This window comes from Sorangium sp. So ce367 (assembly GCF_051520455.1).
Taxonomy (GTDB): Bacteria; Myxococcota_A; Polyangia; order Polyangiales; family Polyangiaceae; genus Sorangium; species Sorangium cellulosum_B.
This window is the reverse complement of sequence record NZ_CP150334.1, coordinates 11447597-11469503: the sequence shown is the minus strand read 5'-3', so window position 1 is coordinate 11469503 and position 21907 is coordinate 11447597. Positions and strand designations below refer to the sequence as shown.

General features: G+C 71.2%; 15 protein-coding genes. 9 read left to right on the top strand and 6 right to left on the bottom strand.

All coding sequences use genetic code 11. The features are described from left to right. Position 1: 1 nt before the first annotated feature. Positions 2 to 139: a hypothetical protein gene (locus WME97_RS43510; RefSeq protein ID WP_437555694.1), complete on the bottom strand. Its 138-nt coding sequence runs from the start codon at positions 137 to 139 to the stop codon at positions 2 to 4. Here WME97_RS43510 and WME97_RS43505 point away from each other — a divergent pair. The 4 genes from WME97_RS43505 to WME97_RS43490 all read left to right on the top strand — a co-directional run bounded on the left by WME97_RS43505 (position 103) and on the right by WME97_RS43490 (position 4077). Continuing rightward, positions 103 to 1119, top strand: coding sequence for a transposase (locus tag WME97_RS43505; RefSeq protein ID WP_437555610.1), 1017 nt, complete (start codon positions 103 to 105; stop codon positions 1117 to 1119). The two genes, WME97_RS43510 and WME97_RS43505, sit on opposite strands and share 37 nt — an antisense overlap. Beyond that, the gene (locus WME97_RS43500) at positions 1116 to 2237 is read left to right on the top strand and encodes a hypothetical protein (protein WP_437546754.1); all 1122 of its coding nucleotides are present in this window, start codon (positions 1116 to 1118) and stop codon (positions 2235 to 2237) included. The genes WME97_RS43505 and WME97_RS43500 overlap by 4 nt, the downstream gene beginning before the upstream one ends. Then, positions 2234 to 3448, top strand: coding sequence for a poly(ethylene terephthalate) hydrolase family protein (locus WME97_RS43495; RefSeq protein WP_437546752.1), 1215 nt, complete (start codon positions 2234 to 2236; stop codon positions 3446 to 3448). The genes WME97_RS43500 and WME97_RS43495 overlap by 4 nt, the downstream gene beginning before the upstream one ends. A gap of 473 nt (positions 3449 to 3921) precedes the next feature. Further along, entirely contained in the window at positions 3922 to 4077 is a 156-nt protein-coding gene (locus WME97_RS43490; RefSeq protein ID WP_436626287.1) for a hypothetical protein, read from the top strand. A 416-nt stretch (positions 4078 to 4493) separates the two neighbouring features. Here the strand turns inward: WME97_RS43490 and WME97_RS43485 are convergent, their stop codons facing one another. After that, on the bottom strand, positions 4494 to 6416 hold the full coding sequence (locus WME97_RS43485; RefSeq protein ID WP_437546750.1) for a methionine--tRNA ligase: 1923 nt from the start codon (positions 6414 to 6416) through the stop codon (positions 4494 to 4496). 815 nt (positions 6417 to 7231) lie between these two features. Here WME97_RS43485 and WME97_RS43480 point away from each other — a divergent pair. Together WME97_RS43480 and WME97_RS43475 are read left to right on the top strand one after the other, a co-directional pair. Then, on the top strand, positions 7232 to 8755 hold the full coding sequence (locus WME97_RS43480) for a serine/threonine-protein kinase (RefSeq protein WP_437546748.1): 1524 nt from the start codon (positions 7232 to 7234) through the stop codon (positions 8753 to 8755). 137 nt (positions 8756 to 8892) lie between these two features. Then, positions 8893 to 10179, top strand: a complete 1287-nt coding sequence (locus WME97_RS43475; RefSeq protein ID WP_437546746.1) for an Hsp70 family protein — start codon at positions 8893 to 8895, stop codon at positions 10177 to 10179. Positions 10180 to 11402: 1223 nt separating this feature from the next. Here WME97_RS43475 and WME97_RS43470 read toward each other — a convergent pair. Beyond that, positions 11403 to 12698: a metallophosphoesterase gene (locus WME97_RS43470; protein WP_437546744.1), complete on the bottom strand. Its 1296-nt coding sequence runs from the start codon at positions 12696 to 12698 to the stop codon at positions 11403 to 11405. Positions 12699 to 13453: 755 nt separating this feature from the next. Here WME97_RS43470 and WME97_RS43465 point away from each other — a divergent pair. Both WME97_RS43465 and WME97_RS43460 read left to right on the top strand, forming a co-directional pair. Next, positions 13454 to 14854 (top strand): glycoside hydrolase family 6 protein, encoded by a 1401-nt coding sequence (locus WME97_RS43465; protein ID WP_437546742.1) that lies wholly within the window; start codon positions 13454 to 13456, stop codon positions 14852 to 14854. A 292-nt stretch (positions 14855 to 15146) separates the two neighbouring features. Beyond that, positions 15147 to 16097 carry a LysR family transcriptional regulator gene (locus tag WME97_RS43460; protein WP_437546740.1) on the top strand — a complete coding sequence of 317 codons (951 nt, stop codon included), beginning with the start codon at positions 15147 to 15149 and terminating at the stop codon, positions 16095 to 16097. Positions 16098 to 16214: 117 nt separating this feature from the next. On the opposite strand, the gene WME97_RS43455 is transcribed toward WME97_RS43460, so the two are convergent. Then, a complete protein-coding gene (locus WME97_RS43455; RefSeq protein ID WP_437295898.1) occupies positions 16215 to 17294 on the bottom strand; it encodes a hypothetical protein in 1080 nt (359 codons plus the stop codon). Positions 17295 to 17388: 94 nt separating this feature from the next. Further along, positions 17389 to 18072 (bottom strand): DsbA family protein, encoded by a 684-nt coding sequence (locus WME97_RS43450; protein WP_437546739.1) that lies wholly within the window; start codon positions 18070 to 18072, stop codon positions 17389 to 17391. A 385-nt stretch (positions 18073 to 18457) separates the two neighbouring features. On the opposite strand from WME97_RS43450, the gene WME97_RS43445 reads away from it, so the two are divergent. Further along, positions 18458 to 21346, top strand: a complete 2889-nt coding sequence (locus WME97_RS43445; protein ID WP_437546737.1) for an Eco57I restriction-modification methylase domain-containing protein — start codon at positions 18458 to 18460, stop codon at positions 21344 to 21346. Between the two features lie 55 nt (positions 21347 to 21401). Here the strand turns inward: WME97_RS43445 and WME97_RS43440 are convergent, their stop codons facing one another. Beyond that, positions 21402 to 21872, bottom strand: a complete 471-nt coding sequence (locus WME97_RS43440; protein ID WP_437295895.1) for a response regulator — start codon at positions 21870 to 21872, stop codon at positions 21402 to 21404. Positions 21873 to 21907: the final 35 nt, after the last annotated feature.

Genomic DNA, 21907 nt, shown 5'->3' with positions numbered 1-21907 from the left:
CCTAGAGCACGCCGTCGGGCGGATGCTCCGTTCCCTCCGGCGGCACGGGCATCTCGAGATCGAGCACGACGTCGAGGAGGACGACGAGCCCGAGGCCGCGCTCTGTGCTTCCGCCGTCTCGGGACGAGAGCCGCGCCATACGTCGTCGCCCCGCAATGGCTCCGCGGGCTCTCGTCGTATTGTCCGAGCGCGCTCGCGTACGACAAGCCGCTGTGCGCTGCGCTCGATGGCTTCACCTTGCACGCAGCGACGCGCGCCGGTGCGCACCATGCCGCGGCGAGGGAGGCGCTGCTGCGTTACGTGCTGCGACCCCCGATCGCAAAGGAGCGCGTCGAGCCGCAGCAGGACGGCCTGGTGCGGCTGTCGCTCAAGCGCGCCTTCGCTGACGGGACTGTCGCGGTGGATATGGATCCGCTCTCGCTCTTGTGTCGCCTCGCAGCCAGCGTCCCGCCGCCGCGCTTTCACACCGTCAAGTACGCGGGCGTGCTCGCCTCGGCAAGTCGCCCACGTTGGCGCGCAATCGCATCGGACCGCGCCCTGCGAAGCCACAAGAGCCTACGAAGGCGGACGAAGGCGCCGCTCCGAAACGCAAGCGTGGCGGCTATCGAGCGGTCGATAAACCGCGCCGAGCTCCTGCGCCGCACATTTGCGATCGACGTCCTCGAGTGCCCAGCTTGCAAGGGGCGGATGAAGCTCGTCGCCATGGTGACCGAGCCAAGGAACATCGCCCGCTTCCTCTCCGCGCTCGGCGAACCGACCGACGTCCCAGCACGCTCTCCCAGCGCCGACGCGGCGGCCGCCGTACTGGAAAAGCACCGTTGTGCGCCGCAAGGCGCCCGGGGACGCCGCATAGCGTCTCGCGACGCGCCTCCCGGGCCAGACCAAAGCCCGGACGGACACGTGTGCCCACGGCACGCCGATGCGCCCCGTAGCGCGCTCGGCGCCGCCCGGACCACGCTCTTTCGACCCAGCACCGAGCCATCACGACGCCCGCGGTCCCACCCTTTCGGTTTGCTGCGCTACACTGCTTCGCGTTGCGATCCGGCTTCTTTTACCTACGCGCTCGCGAGGAGCTCGCGACGTCCATCGCCCGCTCGGATCGCGGCCGTACACGGATGAAGCGCCGGACCTTCCTCGAGGGCTTCGGCTACAGCGCGAGCCCCCGCGTGCGCCAGACATCGCTCTCGTCGGCAGTCGAGAACATCCAGAGATGGGGCTACGCCCACAAGCTCAGCGGCAGCACCGTCAACGACTACATCACCATCTGGAAGAGCGACGCGCCCGTCAGCAGCGAGCAGCCCCAGCGCGGGTGGTGGCCCAAATGGTCCGTTTCGGGCCAACGATTCCGCATGTTTGCAGAGCCGTTTGGGCCACCATCCCAGCGCGCGGCGCGCGACGGCGGCGGGAGCGCACGGGGCGTGGTCGCGTGGAAGGACGGCGAGCTTGATCTGCCGGTCGATCCGCTCACCTTCGGCTTCCACGTCGACGATGCGCCGACGGGCGAGCGCTCGGGTGCCCTCTGGCACGACATCACAGCGGCGATCTGGTCGTGCCGCACGGTGTGCCTGATGGTCGATGCGTCCGACGAGATGTTCACGCTGCTCGCCGGCGTCCTGGCGGCGCTCATACGGCGGCGGGCGTTAACGTTCCGGTTCGACGACATGGGGCGGTGGGTCGCGCAGGCCCCCGAGGTGCTCACGCTGTCGCGCGTGCGCTCCGTGACCGGACAGGGCGACCGCCGCGAGAGTGACGACTTCCCCGACGTCGGTGCGGTCTACCTGATCCGAGACGACCCGCACGACGTGGTCGACGACGAGCTCACGGCGTTCGTGCGCGAGGCGCTCGTACCGCACACGTACCGGGTGCGCGCAATATTCACGACGACGACGGCCGACCCTGGCCATCACGACGCGCCGCGAACCGCGACGGCGGCCGTTTGGACGAGCTCAGTAGTGTACAGCTATACGGTAGGATGCCTTCCGCTTGGTGCCAGTAGTGTACAGCTATACGGTAGGATGCCTTCCGCTTGGTGCGACGTCGCGGTAATCGCAGGCGTTTCACGAGTGGAAGGCCTGTCTGATCGCATAAGGCCCGTTCTGTCGATAAGCTCGTACAGTCGGACTGCACGAGCCAGGAACGGCTCCGAGGATCTTGACTTTGCGGAACGCGTTTACTTGTCCTGTCCGCCAAAGCGCTTGACGACGCTGAGCGGCTGGGCGAGGACAGAGTCACCATGAGGCGTTGGCTACTGGCTTTGGGCGTGTGCGTTTCCACCGCGGCGTGTGGTAACGGATCGAATGGGGACGCTGCCGCGAGCGGGGGCGCGGTTGGCACGGACAGCGGTGGGACGGGCAGCGGGGGCACGGCCTCCGGTGGTGCGACGGGCTCTGGGGGAACGGCCGAAAGCGGCGGCGCATCCAGCGCCGGCGCATCCAGTGGTGGGGCTGGCGGCTCGGCGTCGGGCGGCTCGGCGTCGGGCGGCTCGAGTGGGGCCACGGGTGGCGCGGCTTCGGGCGGGCAAACGGGCAGCGGCGGCCAAGGAAATGCCGGAAGCGGCGGCACGACCGGTAGCGGCGGCTCGGTCAGTGGCTGCGTCGGCGACCCGTTCCCCACGGCCGATCCTACCAAGACGGGCCCCTTCTCGGTCACCGCAGACAAGAACGTCGGCCCCCTCGCCGGCGTCGTTCCCGATCCGATCTATGGGAACGAGCAACAGCGCTTCCACGTGTACCGCCCGAGCAATATCGCAACCAGCGGCCACTGCCATCCGATCCTGATCTGGGCCAATGGCTACCGGGACAATCCGGAGCAGAACCCGCCGAAATGCGTCGTCAACGCCGGCAGCAATCAGTGGTGCGGACAATACGGACCGATCGTCAACCATCTCGCGTCCCACGGTTTCGTCGTGGTGGCTTCTCTCAGCACCGCGACCGCCGAAGGCGATCCTCTTCCCACGACCGCGGGCCTCGATTGGATCTTGGAACAAGCCGAGGATGCGAGCAGCCCGTACTATCACGCCCTCGACACCACGAAGATCGGCCAGCTTGGCCATTCCTATGGGGGCATGTCGACTTGCAAGACGGCCTCCGATCCCCGTTTCTCGGCCCTCGGCACGATTTGCGGCACCAGTGCCCTCGAGGGAGTGCACACCCCCATGTTGTTCTTCTGCGGGGGGAAAGACTCCACGGTGAAATGCAGCGGGGTCAACAATGTCTTCAAGACGGTCACCGATCAGCCCGCGTTTTTCCTCAACGAGCTCAACGCGGATCACGGTAGCTGGGTCTATCAGGGCGCAAATGGCGTGTCCCTGTCGTCGGCCGCGGCCTGGTTCCGCGTTCATCTGATGGATGACACAGCGAACAGGAACTTCTTCTACGGCGACAACTGCAAGTTCTGCACCGATGGCCGCGTGCAAGCAGAGCAGAACGCCCTGATGAAGGTCCCCTGAGCGACGGGGCCGATCTGGCTAGGCTTCACTGACTGTTGAGAGTCAAACTGGTTGATGCTCTCTCGCTCGGCCTGGCTGATGGCCATCGCGACAGTGAGCGGGCCTCGGTCACAGGCGTGATGGTCGGCCCATCGCGTCCTGAGTGTGCCGGGGTGCTCGGGCGCGTCAAGGGTTCCTCGCAGGGCTCGGCGGCTGCGCCGCCCTTGACGCGCCTCGCTCCTGTGCCGCCTCGCGGCCAGCGTCCCGCCGCCGCGCTTTCACACCGTCAAGTACGCTGGCGTGCTCGCCTCGGCAAGTCGCCCACGTTGGCGCGCAAGCGCATCGGACCGCGCCCTGCGAAGCCACAAGAGCCTACGAAGGCGGACGATGACGCCGCTCCGAAACGCAAGCGTGGCGGCTATCGACCGTGGGCCGAGATCTTGCGCCGCACATTTGCGATCGATGTCCTCGAGTGCCCAGCTTGCAAGGGGCGGATGAAGCTCGTCGCCATGGTGACCGAGCCAAGGAACATCGCCCGCTTCCTCTCCGCGCTCGGCGAGCCGACCGACGTCCCAGCTCGCTCTCCCAGCGCCGACGCGGCGGCCGCCGTACTGGAAGAGCACCGTTCTGCGCCGCAAGGCGCCCGGTGACGCCGCATAGCGTCTCGCGACGCGCCTCCCGGGCCAGACCAACGCCCGGACGGACACGTGGGCCCACGGCACGTCGATGCGCCCCGTAGCGCGCTCGGCGCCGCCCGGACCACGCTCACGAGGCTCGCGGTCCCACCCTTTCGGTTTGCTGCGCTACACTTCTTCGCGCTGCGATCCGGCTTCTTTTACCTACGCGCTGATCGAGCGCCGGCACCGGCGACCCACCCTGTTCCTGCCGCCGCAGACTGTGGAGTGAACGCGGCCCCGTTGACGACGCGGCGACGGAGGGCGCCCCGTTGGGCCACATTGGAGCCGCCCTCGGCGGGGAGACCGGCGGAAACCATGAAAATCGCTACTGTTTCCGGCGACCGCTCGTCATCGACCGATGTTTCTGGCGGGATTTCTGACACGCGGAGCTATTCCTCCGGCGCCGGCGGGAAGTAGACCTGCTTGGGACCGATGGCGTGCCCGGCGGGGATGGGGGTGCCGAGCTCCTCGAGGCGGAAGACCTCCGGCGGGAGCCGGAGCGACTCCCGCAGCCGATCCATCGTGGTCGGGACGAACGGGTAGAGCATGATCATCAGGTTCTTGAGCACGTAGAACGAGGAGAAGAGAGCGTCGCGGCGGCCCTCCTCCGGGTGCCGATCGTCGTGCGGCTTGAACTGCGCGAAGAGGCTGTTGATGACGCGCGCGTAGTTCTCGATCTCGAAGAGCAGCGTCGGGTAGTCGGCGCGATCCATCGCGCGCACATACCGCTGGACGATGCGCAGGGTGTCCGAAACGACCTTGTCGAGCAGCGCGCCGTGGGGCACGCGCCCGTCGAACTTCGAGTGCGCCGCCGAGATGGGCCGCTCGAACGCTGCGTTGAGCGGCCCGGCGAGGAACCGGTTGCGCTCGTCGAGCTTGGCGAAATCGAAGTTCGACGGCTTCTCCGCGAGGCCGAGCAGCGCCAGGTAATAACGGATCTGGTCCGGTGAATACCCCTTCTCGTCGAGGAGCTGATCGGCGGTGAAGAAGTTTCCGCGCGACTTGCTCATCTTGTCGCCCCCGACGAGCAGGTGGAAGCACCCGAGGACGTCGGTGAGCTGCAGCTCGCCGGGCGCCGGCAGCCGGCGCGGATCGGGCTGCGTACCGAGCCACATCGCGCCCTGCATGAGCACGTAGAAGAAGACGTTATCCTGGCCGAGGAACTGGTAGATCCTGGCCTCCGGATCGCACCAGAAGTCCACGTACCGCGCCGGATCGACGCCCCTCCGGGCGAGCGCGACCTGCGAGAAGGCGATGGGCGCTATCAGCGAGTCGGGCCAGACATAGAGCGTCTTGCCGCAGAGCTCCGGATCGAGATCCACCGGCAAGGAGAGCCCCCAGGCGACGTCGCGGGTGATGGCGCGGTGAGCCCAGTCCTCGACGGGCTCGCTGGGGACGCCATGGCGCGCCAGGGCGGCGCGCGCCTCCTCCATCTCCGGCTTGCTGCCGAGCTGCAGCAGGACCTTCCGATCCTGCGTGAACTTCGCCTTGTGCTTCGGCAGCGACGCCTTGATCTCCTTGTACGTCGGGGCGAGCTCGGCCTCGAAGCGGAGCGAAGGCATCACGGTGTTCAGCACGTCCGCGAGCACCGCCGGGCGCCACGCGCCCTGCTTGCCCTGGATCCAGCCCCGGAGCGTCTCGGACACGGCCCACATGTCGAGCCACCAGTGCGCGGTGTCGCGCATCACCGGCGTGGCGTTGCTGAGCGCGCTGCGCGGGCTGCCGAGCTCTGAGGGCGAGTGCTGGTGACCGCAGCGATCGCACTCGTCGCTGTACGCGTCTCCGTTGTCGCACTTCGGGTTGGGGCAGCGCCCGCGCACGAAGCGGTCGGGGAGGAAGCACTGGAGCTCCGGATCGAACCACTGGCTGCTCGTGCGCTTCTCCAAGAGGCCGTTGTCGTGCAGGCGCCGGAGGAAGCGGTGCGCGAGCTCCTGCTGAATCGGGAAGCACTCCGGCCGCGAGGTCCCCGAGTAGACATCGAGATCGATGTCATACCGCCGGAGGCTCGCGCGCTGCTTCTCGTGGATGCCGTCGATGAACTCGCGTATCGGCACCCCGGTCTGGCGCGCCGCGATCTGGCTGGCGGAGCCGTGATCATCGGTGCCGCAGACGAAGAGGACGTTCTCGCGGCCGATGACGAGGCCCAGCCACCGCGCGTGGATGTCCGCAGGGACGTGCGCCCCCGCGAGGTGCCCAAGGTGCAACATCCCGTTGGCGTAGGGCATGCCTGCGGTGACGACCGCCCGCCTGGGCCTGCGAACCTGGCGAAGGACCGAGGCGACGTCGGTCGGGGCGCCGTGATAAGATCCCATCGAAGCTCGCTATACCCCAGCGGGCCCATCAGCACAACGCTCGCGCCTCAAGCTTCCTTCGTCGCATCATGAGCCGTGAAGCCGCGCCCGCAGAGGGCTCGGGCCCTGCCTGAGCTCCGAGGTGGCCGCATCCCCTCGAATAGTCCGGGAGAATTCACAGGGAGGCGGGGAGGCGGGGAGAAGGGGAATAAAATCCCATGAATCTCCCCGTCTCCCCGCCTCCCTGTTCAATATTTCTCTAAAAAATGCCGATAAAATGAAGGATCTCTCAGGTCCTGCTCGATACCCGTCCTCCGTGTCGCGATTCCCCTCTTTGCCCGCTCGAACGGACGTCGTGGGGTTGCGTGTCCACCGGTGTCCGCGATCGATGCCCCCGGGAAGACAGGAGGGAGCCATTGAAGACTTCCACCTTCACGGCGATCAGGCCCGCTCGGATCACGCGCAGATCGCGGCGCGTGTCGTGTGGGCACGGAGCTCCGCTGTCGCTCGCTGGTCCGGGACCACCCGCCCATCGGCGCAGCCAGCGAAAGCGACAGCTCCCCACGGGTGGGCATCGACGTGATGAGGCCCGGCCAGGTGGGTCTCCGGCCCATGCCCGCGTGACACCGGGACGCGCCGCGGACGCCGCCAGGCCGCCGCGCGGCAGCCGGCGGAGCTCTCCGGCGTCGCCCTGCGCCAGCCCCGGGGCCGATCCGTCGCGCCCGGAACCCGCTTCTCGATTAGACTCGCCGTCGATGGCCGACCTAGCCAGGCAAGCCGCCCCGGACCAGGCACGGCAACAGGTACCCCCGGAGAGGCCCACCCGACGCTGTCCCGTGTGCGGCGTCCGGTACCCGCTCGACTTCCTCGTCTGCCCCATCGACGCGACGGCCCTGGAGCTCCAGGGCGTGACCGCGACCGATCCGATGGTCGGCGAGCTGCTCGCGGGGAGCTTCTGCATCACCGGCGTGATCGGCGCGGGCGGCATGGGCCGCGTCTACGTCGCCGAGCACATCCGCCTGCCGAAGCGCTTCGCCGTCAAGGTGCCGCACGAGCACTTCGCCAGCCACCGGGAGGCGATGGCGCGCTTCGAGCGCGAGGCGCAGACGATCGCGCGCGTGGGCAACGAGCACGTGATCGACGTCGTCGACATCGTCCGCCTCAAGGACGGGCGCCCGTGCATGGTGACCGAGCTGCTCAAGGGCGAGGACCTCGGCGCCTTCCTCGACCAGGTCGGCAAGCTGCCGCTCCCCACCGCCATCACGATCTCGCGCCAGGTCTGCCGCGGCCTGGCCGCGGCCCACGCGACCGGCGTCGTCCACCGCGACCTCAAGCCGTCGAACCTGTTCCTCGTCCGGCGCGAAGGGGGCAGCGTCCACGTGAAGATCCTCGATTTCGGGGTCGCCAAGGTGCTCGACGGCGCCGACCTCACGCGCACCGGCTCGGTGGTCGGCACGCCCCAGTACATGGCGCCGGAGCAGGCGCGCGGCTCGGCCGACGTCGACTCGCGCGCGGACATCTACGCGGTCGGCGCCGTGCTGTACCGCATGCTGACCGGCGAGCGGCCCTTCCCCGAGGAGGAGCCGACGCGGACCATGCTCCGCCTGCTCACCGAGGACCCCCGGCGCCCGCGCGACATCGACAAGACCATCCCCGAGGGGCTCGAGGCGCTGATCCAGCGCGCCATGGCCCGGGCGCGCGAGGACCGGCCGCCGTCCGCCCAGGAGCTCGATCGCCTGCTCGCGGACTTCGATCTGCAGGATCCGCTCGCGCCTTCCCGCGCGCTCGGCGTGGGCGTCGCCGTGACCGAAGGCGCCCCGAACGACGAGCGGGCCACGGTCGTCATCCCGAACGCCCAGGGCCAGAGCGCGGACGACGTGACGCGCAAGGCGCGGCGCGCTCGCCCCGTCGCGTCGCTGCTGTCCATCGCCGTGAGCCTCGCCGCGGGCGCGGCCGTCTTCACCAGCGCCGCGATGGTCCTCCGCAGGGTCTACGGCATCACCGAGCGGCGGGCGCTCAGCCAGAGCGAGGTCCTCCTCGCCGCGGGCGCCGCGGGCGCGCTCGCCTTCATCGCCTTCGTCGCCACCCTCCGGGTCCTCGTCGGCCGCTGGCGGAGCGCGCCGGCCATGGAGCGCCTCGGCCACGGCCTGCTCGGCGCGCTCGTGTGGCTGTTCGTCTCGTGCGGCGTCCTCGCGCTCAGCGCCGCCGCCTACAACGCGTTCGCGCTGCCGATCCCCGCCCTGGGCCTCGACCCGGCCGAGTGGCTCGGCTGGGTGGACGTCGGCGTGATCGCCGTGCCGACCCTGATCGCGCTCGTCACGCTCACCGTGGCGCTGCGGCGCGTGACCCGCGTGTCGTAGCAACGCGGGCGGGGCTCGCAAATTCTGCTCATCCCGCGAGCCCGTCACCATTCTCTCATGCATTCGATAGCTTGTAAATAGTGGCCATGTCGGCGAGATCCGCGTGCTCGCGAAGCACCCCACGAGGAGGCGAGATCATGTCCGCACGATTCAGGCCCGAGGTGTATGCCGTCGATTTCGGTACCTCCAACTCGCTGCTCTCGGCGGCCAGCGCGGAGGCGACCTGCCCGCCCATCCCGCTCGACGCCGCGGCGGCCGATCCGACCGTCCTCCGGAGCCTCCTGTTCTTCGGGCAGGAGCGGTTCTCCTGCGGCGCGGCGGCGATCAGCGACTTCGTCGCGAACGGCATGCAGGGCCGCTTCATCCGCTCGATCAAGAAATACCTCCCCGATCGCAGCTTCTCCGGCACGCAGATCGGGCACCGGGTCGTGACCATCGAGGACCTGATCGGCCGCTTCCTCCGGGAGATGCGCGAGCAGGCGAACCGCCACTTCGACGCCGACGTCGCGCGCGTCGTGCTGGGCAGGCCGGCGAAGTTCTCGGCCGAACCGGCCGACGATCGGCTCGCCGAGGAGCGCCTCGAGCGGGCGGCGCGCATCGCGGGCTTCCGCGAGGTCTCGTTCTGCCCCGAGCCGGTCGCCGCCGCGCACGACTTCCACCTGGAGCTCGATCGCGGGGCCGTCGTCCTCGTCGCCGACTTCGGCGGCGGGACGTCCGATTACACGATCGTCCGGATGCGGCCGGAGGGGTTCTCGCCGTCCGACGTGCTGTCGCTCGGCGGCGTCTCGGTGGCGGGGGACGCGCTCGACGGCAGCCTCATGCGCCACAAGATCGCCCGCCACTTCGGCGCGGAGGTCACCTACCGCGTCCCGCTCGGCTCGAACCAGCTGACCATGCCGCGATCCATCGCCGAGAAGCTCTGCTCACCGGCCGACATGACGGTGCTCCAGCACCGCGACGTCCTCACCTTCCTCCGCGACGTGAAGGCGTGGTCGCTCGGGCCCGAGGATCGGCAGCGCATGGACAACCTGCTCTGCCTCGTGGAGGACTCGCTGGCCTTCCGGCTCTTCGAGGAGATCGAGCGCAGCAAGTGCGCGCTGTCCGGCGAGGCGGCCGCGGAGTTCCGCTTCGATTACCCGTCGATGCACATCCGCGAGCGCATCGCCCGGGAGGAGTTCGAGGCCGGGAGCGAGCGGCAGATCGACTCCATCCTCGGCGCGCTCGACCGGACGGTGGCGGACGCGGGCCTGTCATTCGACGGCATCGACGTCGTGTGCTGCACGGGCGGGACCGCCAGGGTGCCGGCGCTCCGGCGCGGCATCGAGCGGCGCTTCGGCGAGGGCAAGGTGAGGCAGCTGCGGAGCTTCCACTCCGTCGTCCAGGGGCTGGCCGAGCGCGCGCGCAGCATCGCCGCCGCGTCCTGATGAGCGGGCGCCGGCCGTGCCGGTCGGCGCGGCAGCGTCCGCGGGCGGCGCGGCCTCGCCGGTCGGCGAGGCCTCGCCGTCGAGCCAGCGGGGATCGCCCTCGACGACCCACGGGTACGCCTCGTGGAGCGCGCGTTCCATCAGGCCGCCGTAGCTGTGGCCGGCGCCCACGGCGTGGACGACGCGCGCCGTGACGCCGCCGCGCTCGAGCACCTCCCGCGTCTTGCGCGCCTGCGCCGCGCAGTCGGCCCGCCCGCACGCGAGCAGCACCCGCGCCCCGCCGCCGCCGCGAAAGCGCCGGGCGGCGCCGGGCGTCCACTCGTCGAAGCTGCCGTATCCACCCTCGATCAGCGCCGCCCGCGCGAAGCGGGCGGGATGCCCGGGCAGGAGCAGCGCGCCCATGATCGCCCCCTGCGAGTACCCCGCATAGATCGGGTCGCGGAGATCCACCCGATCCCCGAAGCGCGCCGACAGCGCCGAGACCGCCGCGGCGACCTCGCGGCTCAGCGCGTGATGGTCCGGGTAGTAGAAGATCTGCCCGGCGTCCGGCGCCCGGACGTCGATCGGCTTGCCGCGCGGGCAGAGCACGAAGCCGGCTCCTTTCACGATCCCGCGCCAGATGTCGCAGTGCCATTCGGGCCGATCGCCCGCGCCGTGCGCGACCACGAGCAGGGGACGCGGCCCCTTGCCTCGCGGCGTCACGACCACCGCGGGGCCGAAGTCCGGGACCTCGAGCGCGATGAGCTCGGGCTCGTCCGCGGGCGGCGGAGGCTCCGGCGCAGGCTGGGGCGCGCTCTCCAACCCGCGCTCGCGCTCCTGCCGGGCGGCGGGCGGATCGCTGCGGCCGACACGGCCGAGAGGCGCGGCGAGCGGCGCTCGCGCGCACCCCTCGGCGCCGATCGCGAGCGCGATCCCGAGGAGGAGCGCCCGCCGAGGGCCCGGGGCGGTCAGCGCGTGTCGACGTGCCGCACGTGCCGCGCGCATCGCGCGTGGCGCGCGCGCCTCACGGTTCGCGCGTGTCGTACGGGCCGCACGTGTTGCGCTCATCGCACGTCGGAGGGTGAACACCCTCAGCACGGGAATCAAGAACCGGAGAACACGCCACTGCCGGAGACCTTCGACCGCCCGGGAGATCCCGGCGGCTCTCCGCAGATCGATGCCGGGCTCGGCTGTCCGCTCGCCAGCGCCACGCGAGCTCGACGCGGACGGCGTCGGGCGTGACGTCAGGCGGCGACGAGGACGATACGGCTCACCTCGGGCGGCGCGCCGACGCGGGCGGGCGGCCCGGCGGTGCCGAAGCCGCGGTTGATGTAGAGATGCGAACCGCCACGCTGGTAGAGCCCGGCGACGTAGCCGTGGGGGAGCACCAGATCGGCGGGCCGCACGAGGAGGTTGATCTGGCCTCCGTGGGTGTGGCCGCTGAGCTGCAGGGCCACCTCCCCGGCCGCGTCCGGGAAGAACACCGGGTTGTGGCAGAGCAGCACGCGCGGCAGATCGCGGGGCACGTCCGCGATCGCCCGGCCGAGGTCCGGACCGCCGCCGGGGACTCGCCCTCGCGCCCACACATCGTCGACGCCGAGCAGCGCAAAGGCGCCGCCGGGCCCGCCCACGACGCACCCGCGGTTGCTCAGCACCCGGGCGCCGCCGCGCTCCAGCGCGCCCAGCGCCGCGTCGATGCCGGCGAAGTGGTCGTGGTTGCCCGGGATCGCCGCGACGCCATGCCGGGCGAGCGGGCCGAGCCTCCGCGTGAGGCGCCCGAGGTGCTCGGCGTACCTCGGATCGAAATCGACGAGATCACCCGTCATCACGACGAGATCGCCGCGGGCCTCGCGCACGAGATCCTCGGCGGCGCGCATCTCCGGCTCGCCGACGAACAGCCCGAGGTGGATGTCGGACAGCTGCACGATGGTGAACCCGTCCAGGCTCCGCGGCAGGCCCGGTATCGGGATGGCGACCTCTTCGATTGTGTAGTCGTGTCGCCCGAGCAGCGCGCCATACACAGCGCTGCCGCCGCCGATGAGGAAGGCGGAGCCAGCGGCCCCGGTCGCGAGGAAGTCGCGGCGGGCGAGCGTCGGCAGCTCGACCGGCGGCGAGAGCGGCAGGGCCGCGGGGCCGCCGTCCTCCTGCGCCCCTCGCTCCGCGGGGCCGGGCGCGGAGCCGGCGGCGCGGGCCGTCCCGCCGTCCGCGGGCGCGGCCGCCGTCGCGCGCCCGAGCGCGGCGCGCCCGAGCCGCGCGATCAGCCGGCCGAGGTCCACGACGGCGAGCAGGACCGCGGAGATCAAGACGCCCAGCGAGAGCGTGCTTCCGCCGAGCCCCATGCCGCGGAGCACGCCGTCCGGCAGCGCGCCGCGCCCGAACCGCGCGGAGATCATGGCGATGATGCCGGCGGCCAACAGGCACGCCAGCGCGCGCCGGGCGCGCACACCCAGGCCGAGCAGCCTGGAGGCGCGCCGGTGCACGTACAGGCCCAGGACGCCGAGGACGAGGGCGAGGATCAGCGAGAAGACCGCGAAGCGCATGGGCAGCTCTGCACGAAGGGGGACGGAAGCCTAACCGATCGCCGGCGGTCGGCCAGAAAGCCCTCCGTGACGGCCCGATGACGGCAACGCGCCGCGACGGACGCCGCGACACGCGGACGTCGAGCGCGATCTAACGCGCTGTCACGTCATGAGCGTCCGGCTGGGAAGGCTGGGAAGAAGGCTCACTCGCACGCGCGGGCGAGCGGCGCACTTCGCCCCTCGACATCGGATGCTCCATGGCGCCCTGCGTCGCCTCCTCGCATGACGCCAGGCGCAGCGCTTCGAGCAGCCCTGGTGTGTGTCATCACGCGGAGGAGCGGAGTCTGTCGCCGCTGACAACCTTGGAAATAGAACTGAAACTCTTCTATCCGTCTGCCGTGTCACATCCGGGCCCAGCCGCGCTCGCAAATGCGGAGTCGTGGTGATTGCGCGTTGCGTTGAGCCGATCGCGCTCGCCCCCCGCCGGTGCGTTCTCTCCTTGCAGAACCGCTGCAGCTTCCCGCGGCGGCGCGCGGGCAGGACGCGCGCGTGACGCGCGTCGCGAGGTGTCGATCGTTCTAGCGTTCGTGGAAAAATACCTACATAGCGTACTACGACGCAGCCGCGTTGGCGTGGGATAGCCGTCGTTTGTCCTTGCCCGAGAGAGGCCATTGGTCTAAATTCGGCCCGCTATTTGACGCGTTGAATTGGCCTGGTTTCTTCATTGAAGTGATGAGAGGCTTAATATGCTGAGAAGGAAGACGCATCAGCTGGGGTTGGCAACGTCGGTTGCGGTCATCCTCGCGCTCACGGCGTGCGGGGACGGCGGGGGCGGTGACACCAGCGGGACGGGCGGGGGCAGCAGCGGCGTGGGCGCGGGCACCCCGACGAGCAGCGGCGTGGGCGCGGGCACCCCGACGAGCACCGGCAACGTCGACCCGACGACGACGAGCACCGGCAACGTCGACCCGACGACGACGAGCACCGGCAACGTCGACCCGACGACGACGAGCACCGGCACCGTGGACCCGACGACCAGCGCGGCTTCGGGCGGCGGCAACTGCACCACCCCGGTCGACATCACGGCTCCGAACGGCAACCCCTTCGCGGGCGCGGAGCTGTTCGTGGACCCCGGTTACGTCAAGAAGGTCGACTCGTCGATCGCGCAGGTGACCGATACGGCCCTGAAGGCGAAGATGGAGAAGGTCAAGCAGATCCAGACCGCGTTCTGGCTCGACCGGATCGAGGCGATCAAGGAGCTCCCGGCCTACCTCGACGCGGCGCTCAAGCGCCAGAACGAGCTCTGCGAGCCGGTCACGGCGCTCATCGTCATCTACGACCTTCCGAACCGCGACTGCTTCGCCGAGGCGTCGAACGGCGAGCTCCAGCTCGCTCAGAACGGCACCCAGCGGTACAAAGAAGAGTACATCGCCCCGATCAAGCAGATCCTCGCTGCTCACTCGGGTCAGCGCATCGCCGCGGTCATCGAGCCCGACTCGCTCCCCAACATCGCGACGAACCTGGGCGGGAAGCGGTGCGACGAGACGACGGCGCAGTCCTACCGGGACAACGTCGCGCACACGCTCAAGGAGCTCAACATGCCGCACGTGTACCAGTACATCGACGCGGCGCACTCGGGCTGGCTCGGGTGGCCTGACAACCAGAAGAAGGGCGCCAAGATCTTCGCCGAGGTCATCAAGGCCGCCGGCAGTCCGGCCAACGTCCGCGGCTTCGCGACCAACGTCGCGAACTACACGCAGCTCAGCTACAGCTCGGAGAGCTACGATCAGCAGGACAACCCCTGCTTCGGTGAGTTCGACTACGTCGATGCCATGGCCTCGGCGCTCTCGGCCGAGGGCCTCGGCGACAAGCACTTCATCATCGATACGAGCCGTAACGGCGTCGGCAACATCCGGGCGGACTGGGGCTACTGGTGCAACAACAAGGGCGCGGGCATGGGCGAGCGGCCGAAGGCCAACCCGGGCGGCGCGACGAACCTCGACGCCTTCGTGTGGGTCAAGCCGCCGGGTGACTCCGACGGCGTGGGCCAGGAGGGCCAGCCGCGCTACGACCTGTTCTGCGGCAAGGAGAACGCGGACACGCGCGCGCCGCAGGCGGGCCAGTGGTTCCACGACTACTTCGTGGAGTGCGTGAAGAACGCGAAGCCGGCGCTTTGACGGGCGGGTCGGCCTGCTTCAAGCTGTGACGAGCGCGCTCGGCTGAGCGCGCGGCCGGCGGCCGGGGCAGGCGAGGAGCGTGAGAAAAAGGGGTCTACCTTCCCGCGGACGACGCGGGCCCGCTGGAGGGTAGACCCCTTGGGAAAACGCTCCTCGCCTGTCCTGGCCGCCGCGCCGCTTTCAGGGACATCAGCAGCGCAGAGGGCCCGCGACCTTTTGGCGCCTGCGCACGCACGCACCCCTACGACCGAACCGCACTGCACTGCGCCGCGCCGTGGCATGGTGAAGCGCGGTGCACGACTCCATCACACTCGAACAGCTGCGCACGTTCATCGCGGTCGCCGACGAGGGCAGCTTCTCGGCCGCGGCAAGGAAGCTCCGGCGCGTCCAGTCGGCCGTGAGCCACGCGATGGCCAACCTGGAGAGCCAGCTCGGGATCGCCCTCTGGGACCGGTCGACGAGGATCCCGGCGCTCACGGAGCACGGCCGCGTCCTGCTCGGCGCCGCGCGGCGGGTGTGCGCCGACGCGGACGCGCTCAGCAGCGCGGCGCAGCGGCTCGCCGGCGGCCTCGACCCGCTCGTCTCGCTGTGCGTCGACGCGATCTTTCCGCTGTCCGCGCTCGTCGATCTCTGCGTCGAGTTCGCGCGCGCCTACCCCACCGTGGAGCTCGTCGTCCACACCGAGACCATGGCCGCCGTCGCCGATCGCGTCCTCGACGGGACATGCCAGCTCGGGGTCGTGGGGCCGGCGGCGACGGCCCAGGGGCTCGAGCGCCAGCACCTCACCTCGGTGCGCATGGTGCCTGTCGTCGGCGAGACACACCCACTCGCCGCCGCAGATCCGCGCGGCACGCGCGTCGCGACCGAGCAGCTGCGCGAGCACGTGCAGATCGTGCTGAGCGAGCGCGGCGGAGGGCGCTCGCCGGAGCAGGCCGTCCTGTCCCCCCGCACCTGGCGCGTCGTGGATCTCCAGACCAAGCGAGAGCTCCTGTGCGCGGGGCTCGGCTGGGGGAACCTGCCAGAGCACATGATCCGCGACGACCTCAACGCCGGGCGCCTGGTCCGGATCTGGCCGGCGGCGTGGGGGGACGACGAGCACGTCCTGCCGCTCGCCGTGGTCCACAGGCCGGGCCTCGTGCAGGGGCCCGCGGGGCAGTGGGTGCTGAAGCGCCTCGTCGATCTCTGCCGCCAGCACGTGGGGGGCCCGCAAGGTGGGGGGCCCGGACGCGCCGCGGTGACCTGACGTCGAGCGGGGTCGAACAAGGGAGGAGCGGCGAGCGCGCGCCCATCGCCCATCGCCCATCGCCCATCGCCCATCCACGCTCGCGCCCGCACCGGGCTCCCGGAGCCGGCGCGGGTGTCAGAGCGAGAGACGCGACAGCAGATCGTTCACGCGGAGCGCGGCCGCGACGCTCCCGGCGTCGTGCGCGAAGTCCATGGCCGCGAACAGGTGGGTCTGCTCGAGGTCGAGCCGCTCCGGAGAGCGCTCGAGGAGCGCCATGTAATGCTCGAAGAAGCGGCGCTGATCCATCTGCGTGCGCTTCAGCACGGCGTGGCGCACCGTCGCGTGCAGCGCGAAGCGGCCCGCGAACGGCTCCTGCACCAGCCGGAAGCGGCGCAGCGAGGCCAGCGCGTCGCCGGCGCGCCGCCCGGCCCGCGCGAGCTCGGCGAGGGAGCCCTCGTCGATGTGGTCGCCGTTCGAGTGCGCCAGCACCGCGAGCATCCGCCGCGCCGGCGGCGAGAGCCCGCGGAAAGCCCACGCGACGAGCAGGCCGACCTCGGGGAGGTCGTCCTCGTGATCGATGACCCGCACGCGATCGACGCCGCCCGCCACGAGCCACCGGTGGAGCTCGGCGACGTCGGCCGCGCCGCTGCCGACGATCGCGTCGGCGAGCTCCAGGGAGACCGGGTTCCAGCGGAGCAGGCGGGTCAGCGAGGCGACCGCGGGGAAGGGGCTCCGCCCCGAGGTCACGAGCGGCGCGATGACCGGAAAGATGGAGACGCCGGCGACGAGGCAGCGCCGCGCCGTGATGACCCAGGTCACCGCCTCGTCGCGGAGGTCGTCGAGCAGCTCGGCGACGGCGCGGTCGTGCTCGTGGTTGTCGAGAACGATCAGCATCTCCCCGAGCGCCCGCAGCCGGCTCCGCAGCGCAGGCAGCGACGGCGACGGCCCTGCCCCGAAGCGGAGCGACAGCATGCCGCGCAGCGTGCGCGCGTCCCATGCGCCGACCCGGAACCAGTGGATCCCGCCGGGGAGCTCGCGCGCGAGCTTGTGCCCGAGCGCGCACGCGAGCGTCGACTTGCCGCTGCCGCCGGTGCCGACGAGCGCGACGCGGGTCGGGCGCGACGCGCGGACCGTCGCCAGGAGCGTCGCGAGCTCGCGGCGACGGCCGCGCAGCGAGGGGGGGCGGGGAGGGAACACGAGCGGCGATGCGGTCATCCCCGCGCGAGCGTACCAAAAAGCGCGCGAGGCGCCGGCGCCCGTCGCGGCGGTCGCGGCGGTTCACCCGGGCGGTTGCGGCGGTCGCGGCGGCTCACCCGGGCGGTTGCGGATCGAGCATGATCTGCCCTATCGCGCGGGAGATCGGCTCCGGCGACATCGAGGTGAGGCGGAGCCGGAGGGGCTCCTGCCCCTCCCGGATCAGGAACAGCGCCGGCACGCCCCGGACCTGGAGAGCCGCCGCCTCGGTCCGCGCGGCCTCGAGCTGCTGCAGGACCTCCGGGCTGTCGCGCTGCGCCATCGCCTGCTCTGCGTCCAGGCCCGGCACCTCGGAGGCGACCCGCAACAGGAGCTCGTCCGTGATCACCGGGCGCTCGCGCGCCTGGAGCCGGAAGAAGCGGTCGACGAAATCAAAGAGCCGATCCTGCATCCCGACCGCGGCAGCCATGCGCGCGGCCTGCACGGAACTCGGACCGAGGAACGCGAGATTCCGGAATACGAGCTTCACCTGCTTCGTCCTCACATGGCGTTCGAGGATCACCGGCAAGATCTCGAGCCCGTAATCGCGGCAATGCGAGCAACGCAGATCGGAGAACTCGACAAGCGTGATCGGCGCGCTCGGATCCCCGAGGACGATGCCGTCCTGGGGAATGCCGGAATAGAGGTCAATCCCGCCGGTGACCGCGCCGGTGGGCTCCTGCACCGGCGTCTCGCCGGCGTCGTGGCACGCCGAGATCCCGAGCAGGAGCGCGGCGAGCAGGGCGCCGCGCCGCGCCACGGAGCCAGAGCGCGAATTGCGTGAATGAGCGAGTGCGTATCGTTCGAACAGCTCAGGATTCATTCTTGAGCATGCGGCACGAACCGTACCTCGATGTGGTCGCGTGTGAGAGATGCTTTCACGAGGATCTCGGTAAACCGTGCTGGGTGAGGACCTCCAGGCGAGGAAGGACTCCTCTCCAGGGCGGCGCGCGGCTCGCGGCTCGCGGCGCGACACCGGCAAGCGCCGAGACCGCCGCAAGGGGGCAGGACATGGAGGTCCTCTCTCGGCGTTCCTCCCGGCGCGGCGTTCGCGCGGCGGCGCGCCCGGCCGCGGGCCGGCGCGACGCCGCGCCGGGGCGCTTGCCTGCACCCGGTCCCATCCGCAATGCTGTTGCGGAACCTGCGTGTCCTCGGAATGCACTCAGCTCAGCGCCGCCCTCCTGGGCCGCGACCGTGAACGAGGCGGCGCCTTCGCCCAGCGCGGCGCCGCGAAGCGAACGGGCGCGTCTTTCGATGGATCCGCGCCGTCCGCCGACGGCGTGGCGCGGCAGCTCCGCGATCAGGCGCAGGGCGCGCTCGGCGAGGTCCTCCGCGGCCTTCAGGCGGCGGATCCGCAGGGCGGCGACGTCGCGTGCGCCGGCTCCGCCGAAGGGCGGCGGCGCCTCCGCGCCGGCCTCGTGTCCGCGTTGATGCGCCTCATCTTCCTCCTCTACGCCGAGGCGCGCGGCCTGCTCGCCGGCGTGGAAGGCGGCGGCGCGCCGCTCGCCCGGCTCTTCGAGGATCTCCAGGAAGAACGGCGACGGCAGGGAGACGACCTCGAGCGCCGCCACGGCGCGTGGGCGAGGATCGCGGCGCTCTTCTGCGCGCTCCGCGATCGCGGCCCCGGGGGCGCGCGCGGCGGCCTCTGCGATCCGGACGCCCACCCCTTCCTGGAGGGGAGACCGTGGCTCAGCGACGGCGCGCTCCACCGGGTGCTCTCGGCGCTCCTCGTGCACGACGGCGTGCCGTTGCGCTACGGCGAGCTCGAGGTCGAGCACCTCGGCACGCTTTACGAGGGCCTCCTGGCTTTTGACCTCGAGATCGCCGAGGGCGAGTCGATGGCGCTCCTGCCGTCGCACGTCGTCGTGGATCTGGAGGCGCTCCTCGCCCTCCCCGGCCGTGACCGGCTCGCGCAGCTCGAGGAGGTGGCGGACCTGAAGCTCGGCGCGCGGCCGGCAGCGCGCGTCGCCGCGGCTGGCAGCGTGGCCGAGCTGTCGCAGGCGCTCGCGCGCCGCGCGTCCCCGCGACAGCCGGACCGGATCGCGCGGGGCGCGCTCTACCTCCAGCCGGGGCAGCTCCGGCGGCGCGCGGGCTCGTACTACACGCCGCGGGAGATCACGTCGCATGTCGTCGAGCGCACGCTGTCGCCGCTGCTCGGCAGGGACGGCCGGCCGGCGGCACCCGCGGATGTCCTCGCGCTCGCCGTGTGTGATCCCGCGATGGGGTCCGGCGCGTTCCTGGTGGAGGCATGCCGCCAGCTCGCCGCGCGCCTCGTCGAGGCATGGCAGAGCGCCGGCGCGGCGCCGCCCCTCGCCCCCGGCGAGCCGCTGCTCCCTCGCGCCATGGCGCTCGTGGCGGAGCGCTGTCTGCACGGCGTCGATCTCGACCCGCTCGCGGTCGACCTCGCCAGGCTATCGCTGTGGCTCGTCGTGCAGGACGCGCGCCTCCCGCTGAGCTTCCTCGACGGCAAGCTTCGCTGCGGCGATAGCCTCATCGGCGCCGAGCGCGCGGAGGTCGGCGGCTTCCCGTCCGCCGCGAGGCTTCCCCGCGGCCCCGGGGAGCGGCAAACGCGGCGGGCCCTGCTGCGGCAGGCTCCTGCGCCCCCGCGGCCCGAGGGCGCGCCGCAGGAGAGCGCGCCGCAGGAGGCCGCGCCGCAGGAGGCCGCGTCGCAGGAGGCCGCCGAAAGAGCGCCCCGCGACGGGCCCGGGGGCGCCGAGGGAGCGGATCAGGGGGCGCTCGACGCCTGGATGGCCCTGTGGTTCTGGCCGCCGGCGGGCGAGCTCGCGGCCCTGGCGCCGGCGCCGGCCACGTTCGCGCGCTACATGGCCGCCGCGCGCGAGCCGGCCGATCCGCGGGCGGCGCTGTCGCGGCGCATCGCCGAGGAGCGCCGGTTCCTGCACTGGGAGCTCGCGTTCCCCGGGGTCTTCGATCGCTCCGAGCCGGGCTTCGACGCCGTGATCGGCAATCCGCCCTGGGTCGCGTACGTCGGCCGCGCGGCGCAGCCGATCGCGCCCGAGGTCTTCCACCTCCACCTCCGGAGGAACCCGGCGTTCCACGGCTACCGCTCGCTGCACGGCCTGTTCGTGCACCGGGCCGCGTCGCTGCTGCGGCCGGGCGGGCGGCTCGGCCTCGTCATCCCGACGTCGGTGTCGGATCTCGATGGATACGGCCCGACGCGGCGCGCGCACGACGCGCTCTGCGCCGTGGACTCCGATCTCCCGAGCTTCGGCAGCGACGCCTTCGACGGCGTGTTCCAGCCGTGCATGGGCCTCCTCTCGACCCGCCTCGCCCCCGCCGCCCCGCGGACGGTGGCCGCCCCGTGGCCGCTCGCGCGTTCGGATCTCGACGTCGTGTCCCGCCGGCTCCTCGAGCGGCTCGGCGCGCTGCCCCCGCTGCCGGCGGCCCTGTTCGGCGAGCGCGGGTTTCAGACGACGGCCGAGGACGCCGAGCGCATCCGGCGCGCGGACGCCCCGGAGCCGCCGTACACCTGCCCCATCCGGGAAGGCACAGACGTCGGCGAGCTGATCGCGCGCGCGCCGCGCCACCACGTCGATCGCGCCGGCGTGAAGGGCCGCTTCCGGAAGGACGAGGACTGGAAGGCGGTGCGGCTGCTCATCCGCCAGACCGCCCGCTATCCGATCGCCGCGCTGAGCGACGGCCTCCCGTTCCGCAACTCGATCCTGGCCGGCTTCTCCGACGCCACCTGGAGCGAGTTCGCGCTGCTCTGTTACCTCAACTCCTCTCCCGTCCGCTGGTGGCATTACACGCGTCACCGGGACGCGCGCGAGGGCATGCCGCAGGTGAAGATTGCGCACCTGCGTGCGATCCCTGCGCCCCCGCCGGCGGGAGCCGCCCTGATCGCGGCGCTCGACGCGCTCGGACGGGAGCTCGGCCCGGCGAACGCGGGCCTGCCGACCGACGCCCGGCGCCACCTGGACGGGATGGTGGCGGACATGCTGGAGATGACCGAGGAGGAGCGGGGCTGTGTCGCGCGCTGGGCGGCGGCGACCCCCCTCCCGCGGCCGGACGGCTGAGCGGCGGCCGAGGAGCGCGGAGGAGCGCTCCCTCGTCAGTCCTCGTCGGTCCTCGTCAGTAACCGCCGTCGAAGCCGGGCGCGTCCTTCAGGTTGAACAGCACGCTGCGGAGATCGTCCAGATCGAACGGCTTCTCGAAGACGGCCGAGGCGCCCAGGCTGCGCGCGGTCGCGTGGAGGTGCGGGTGGCCGAACGCCGTGATCAGGATGACCGGCGGCCGCCGCCTCACCTCGGCGAGGCCCTCCAGGATCTCCATCCCCGAGAAGCAGGGCATCTGGATATCGCTGACGATCGCGTCGATCGGCTTCGGGGGCTCGTTCCCACCGAGGCAGGGCGCCACCTTGTCGAGCAGCTCGAGGCCGTTTCGCGCCTCGGACACCTCGAACCCGTCGCTGCGGAGCGCCATGGCGATCGTGGACCGGAAATCCTCGTCGTCTTCAGCCAGGACGATATGCTGACCTTTGCCGAACAAGCCGCAAGGCGGGACCAAGGGCTTATCGCCAATCCAGCTTTCCGTCAGGTTCATGGCAACTTCTCCTTCTTCTGGCCCGCCAACGCTGC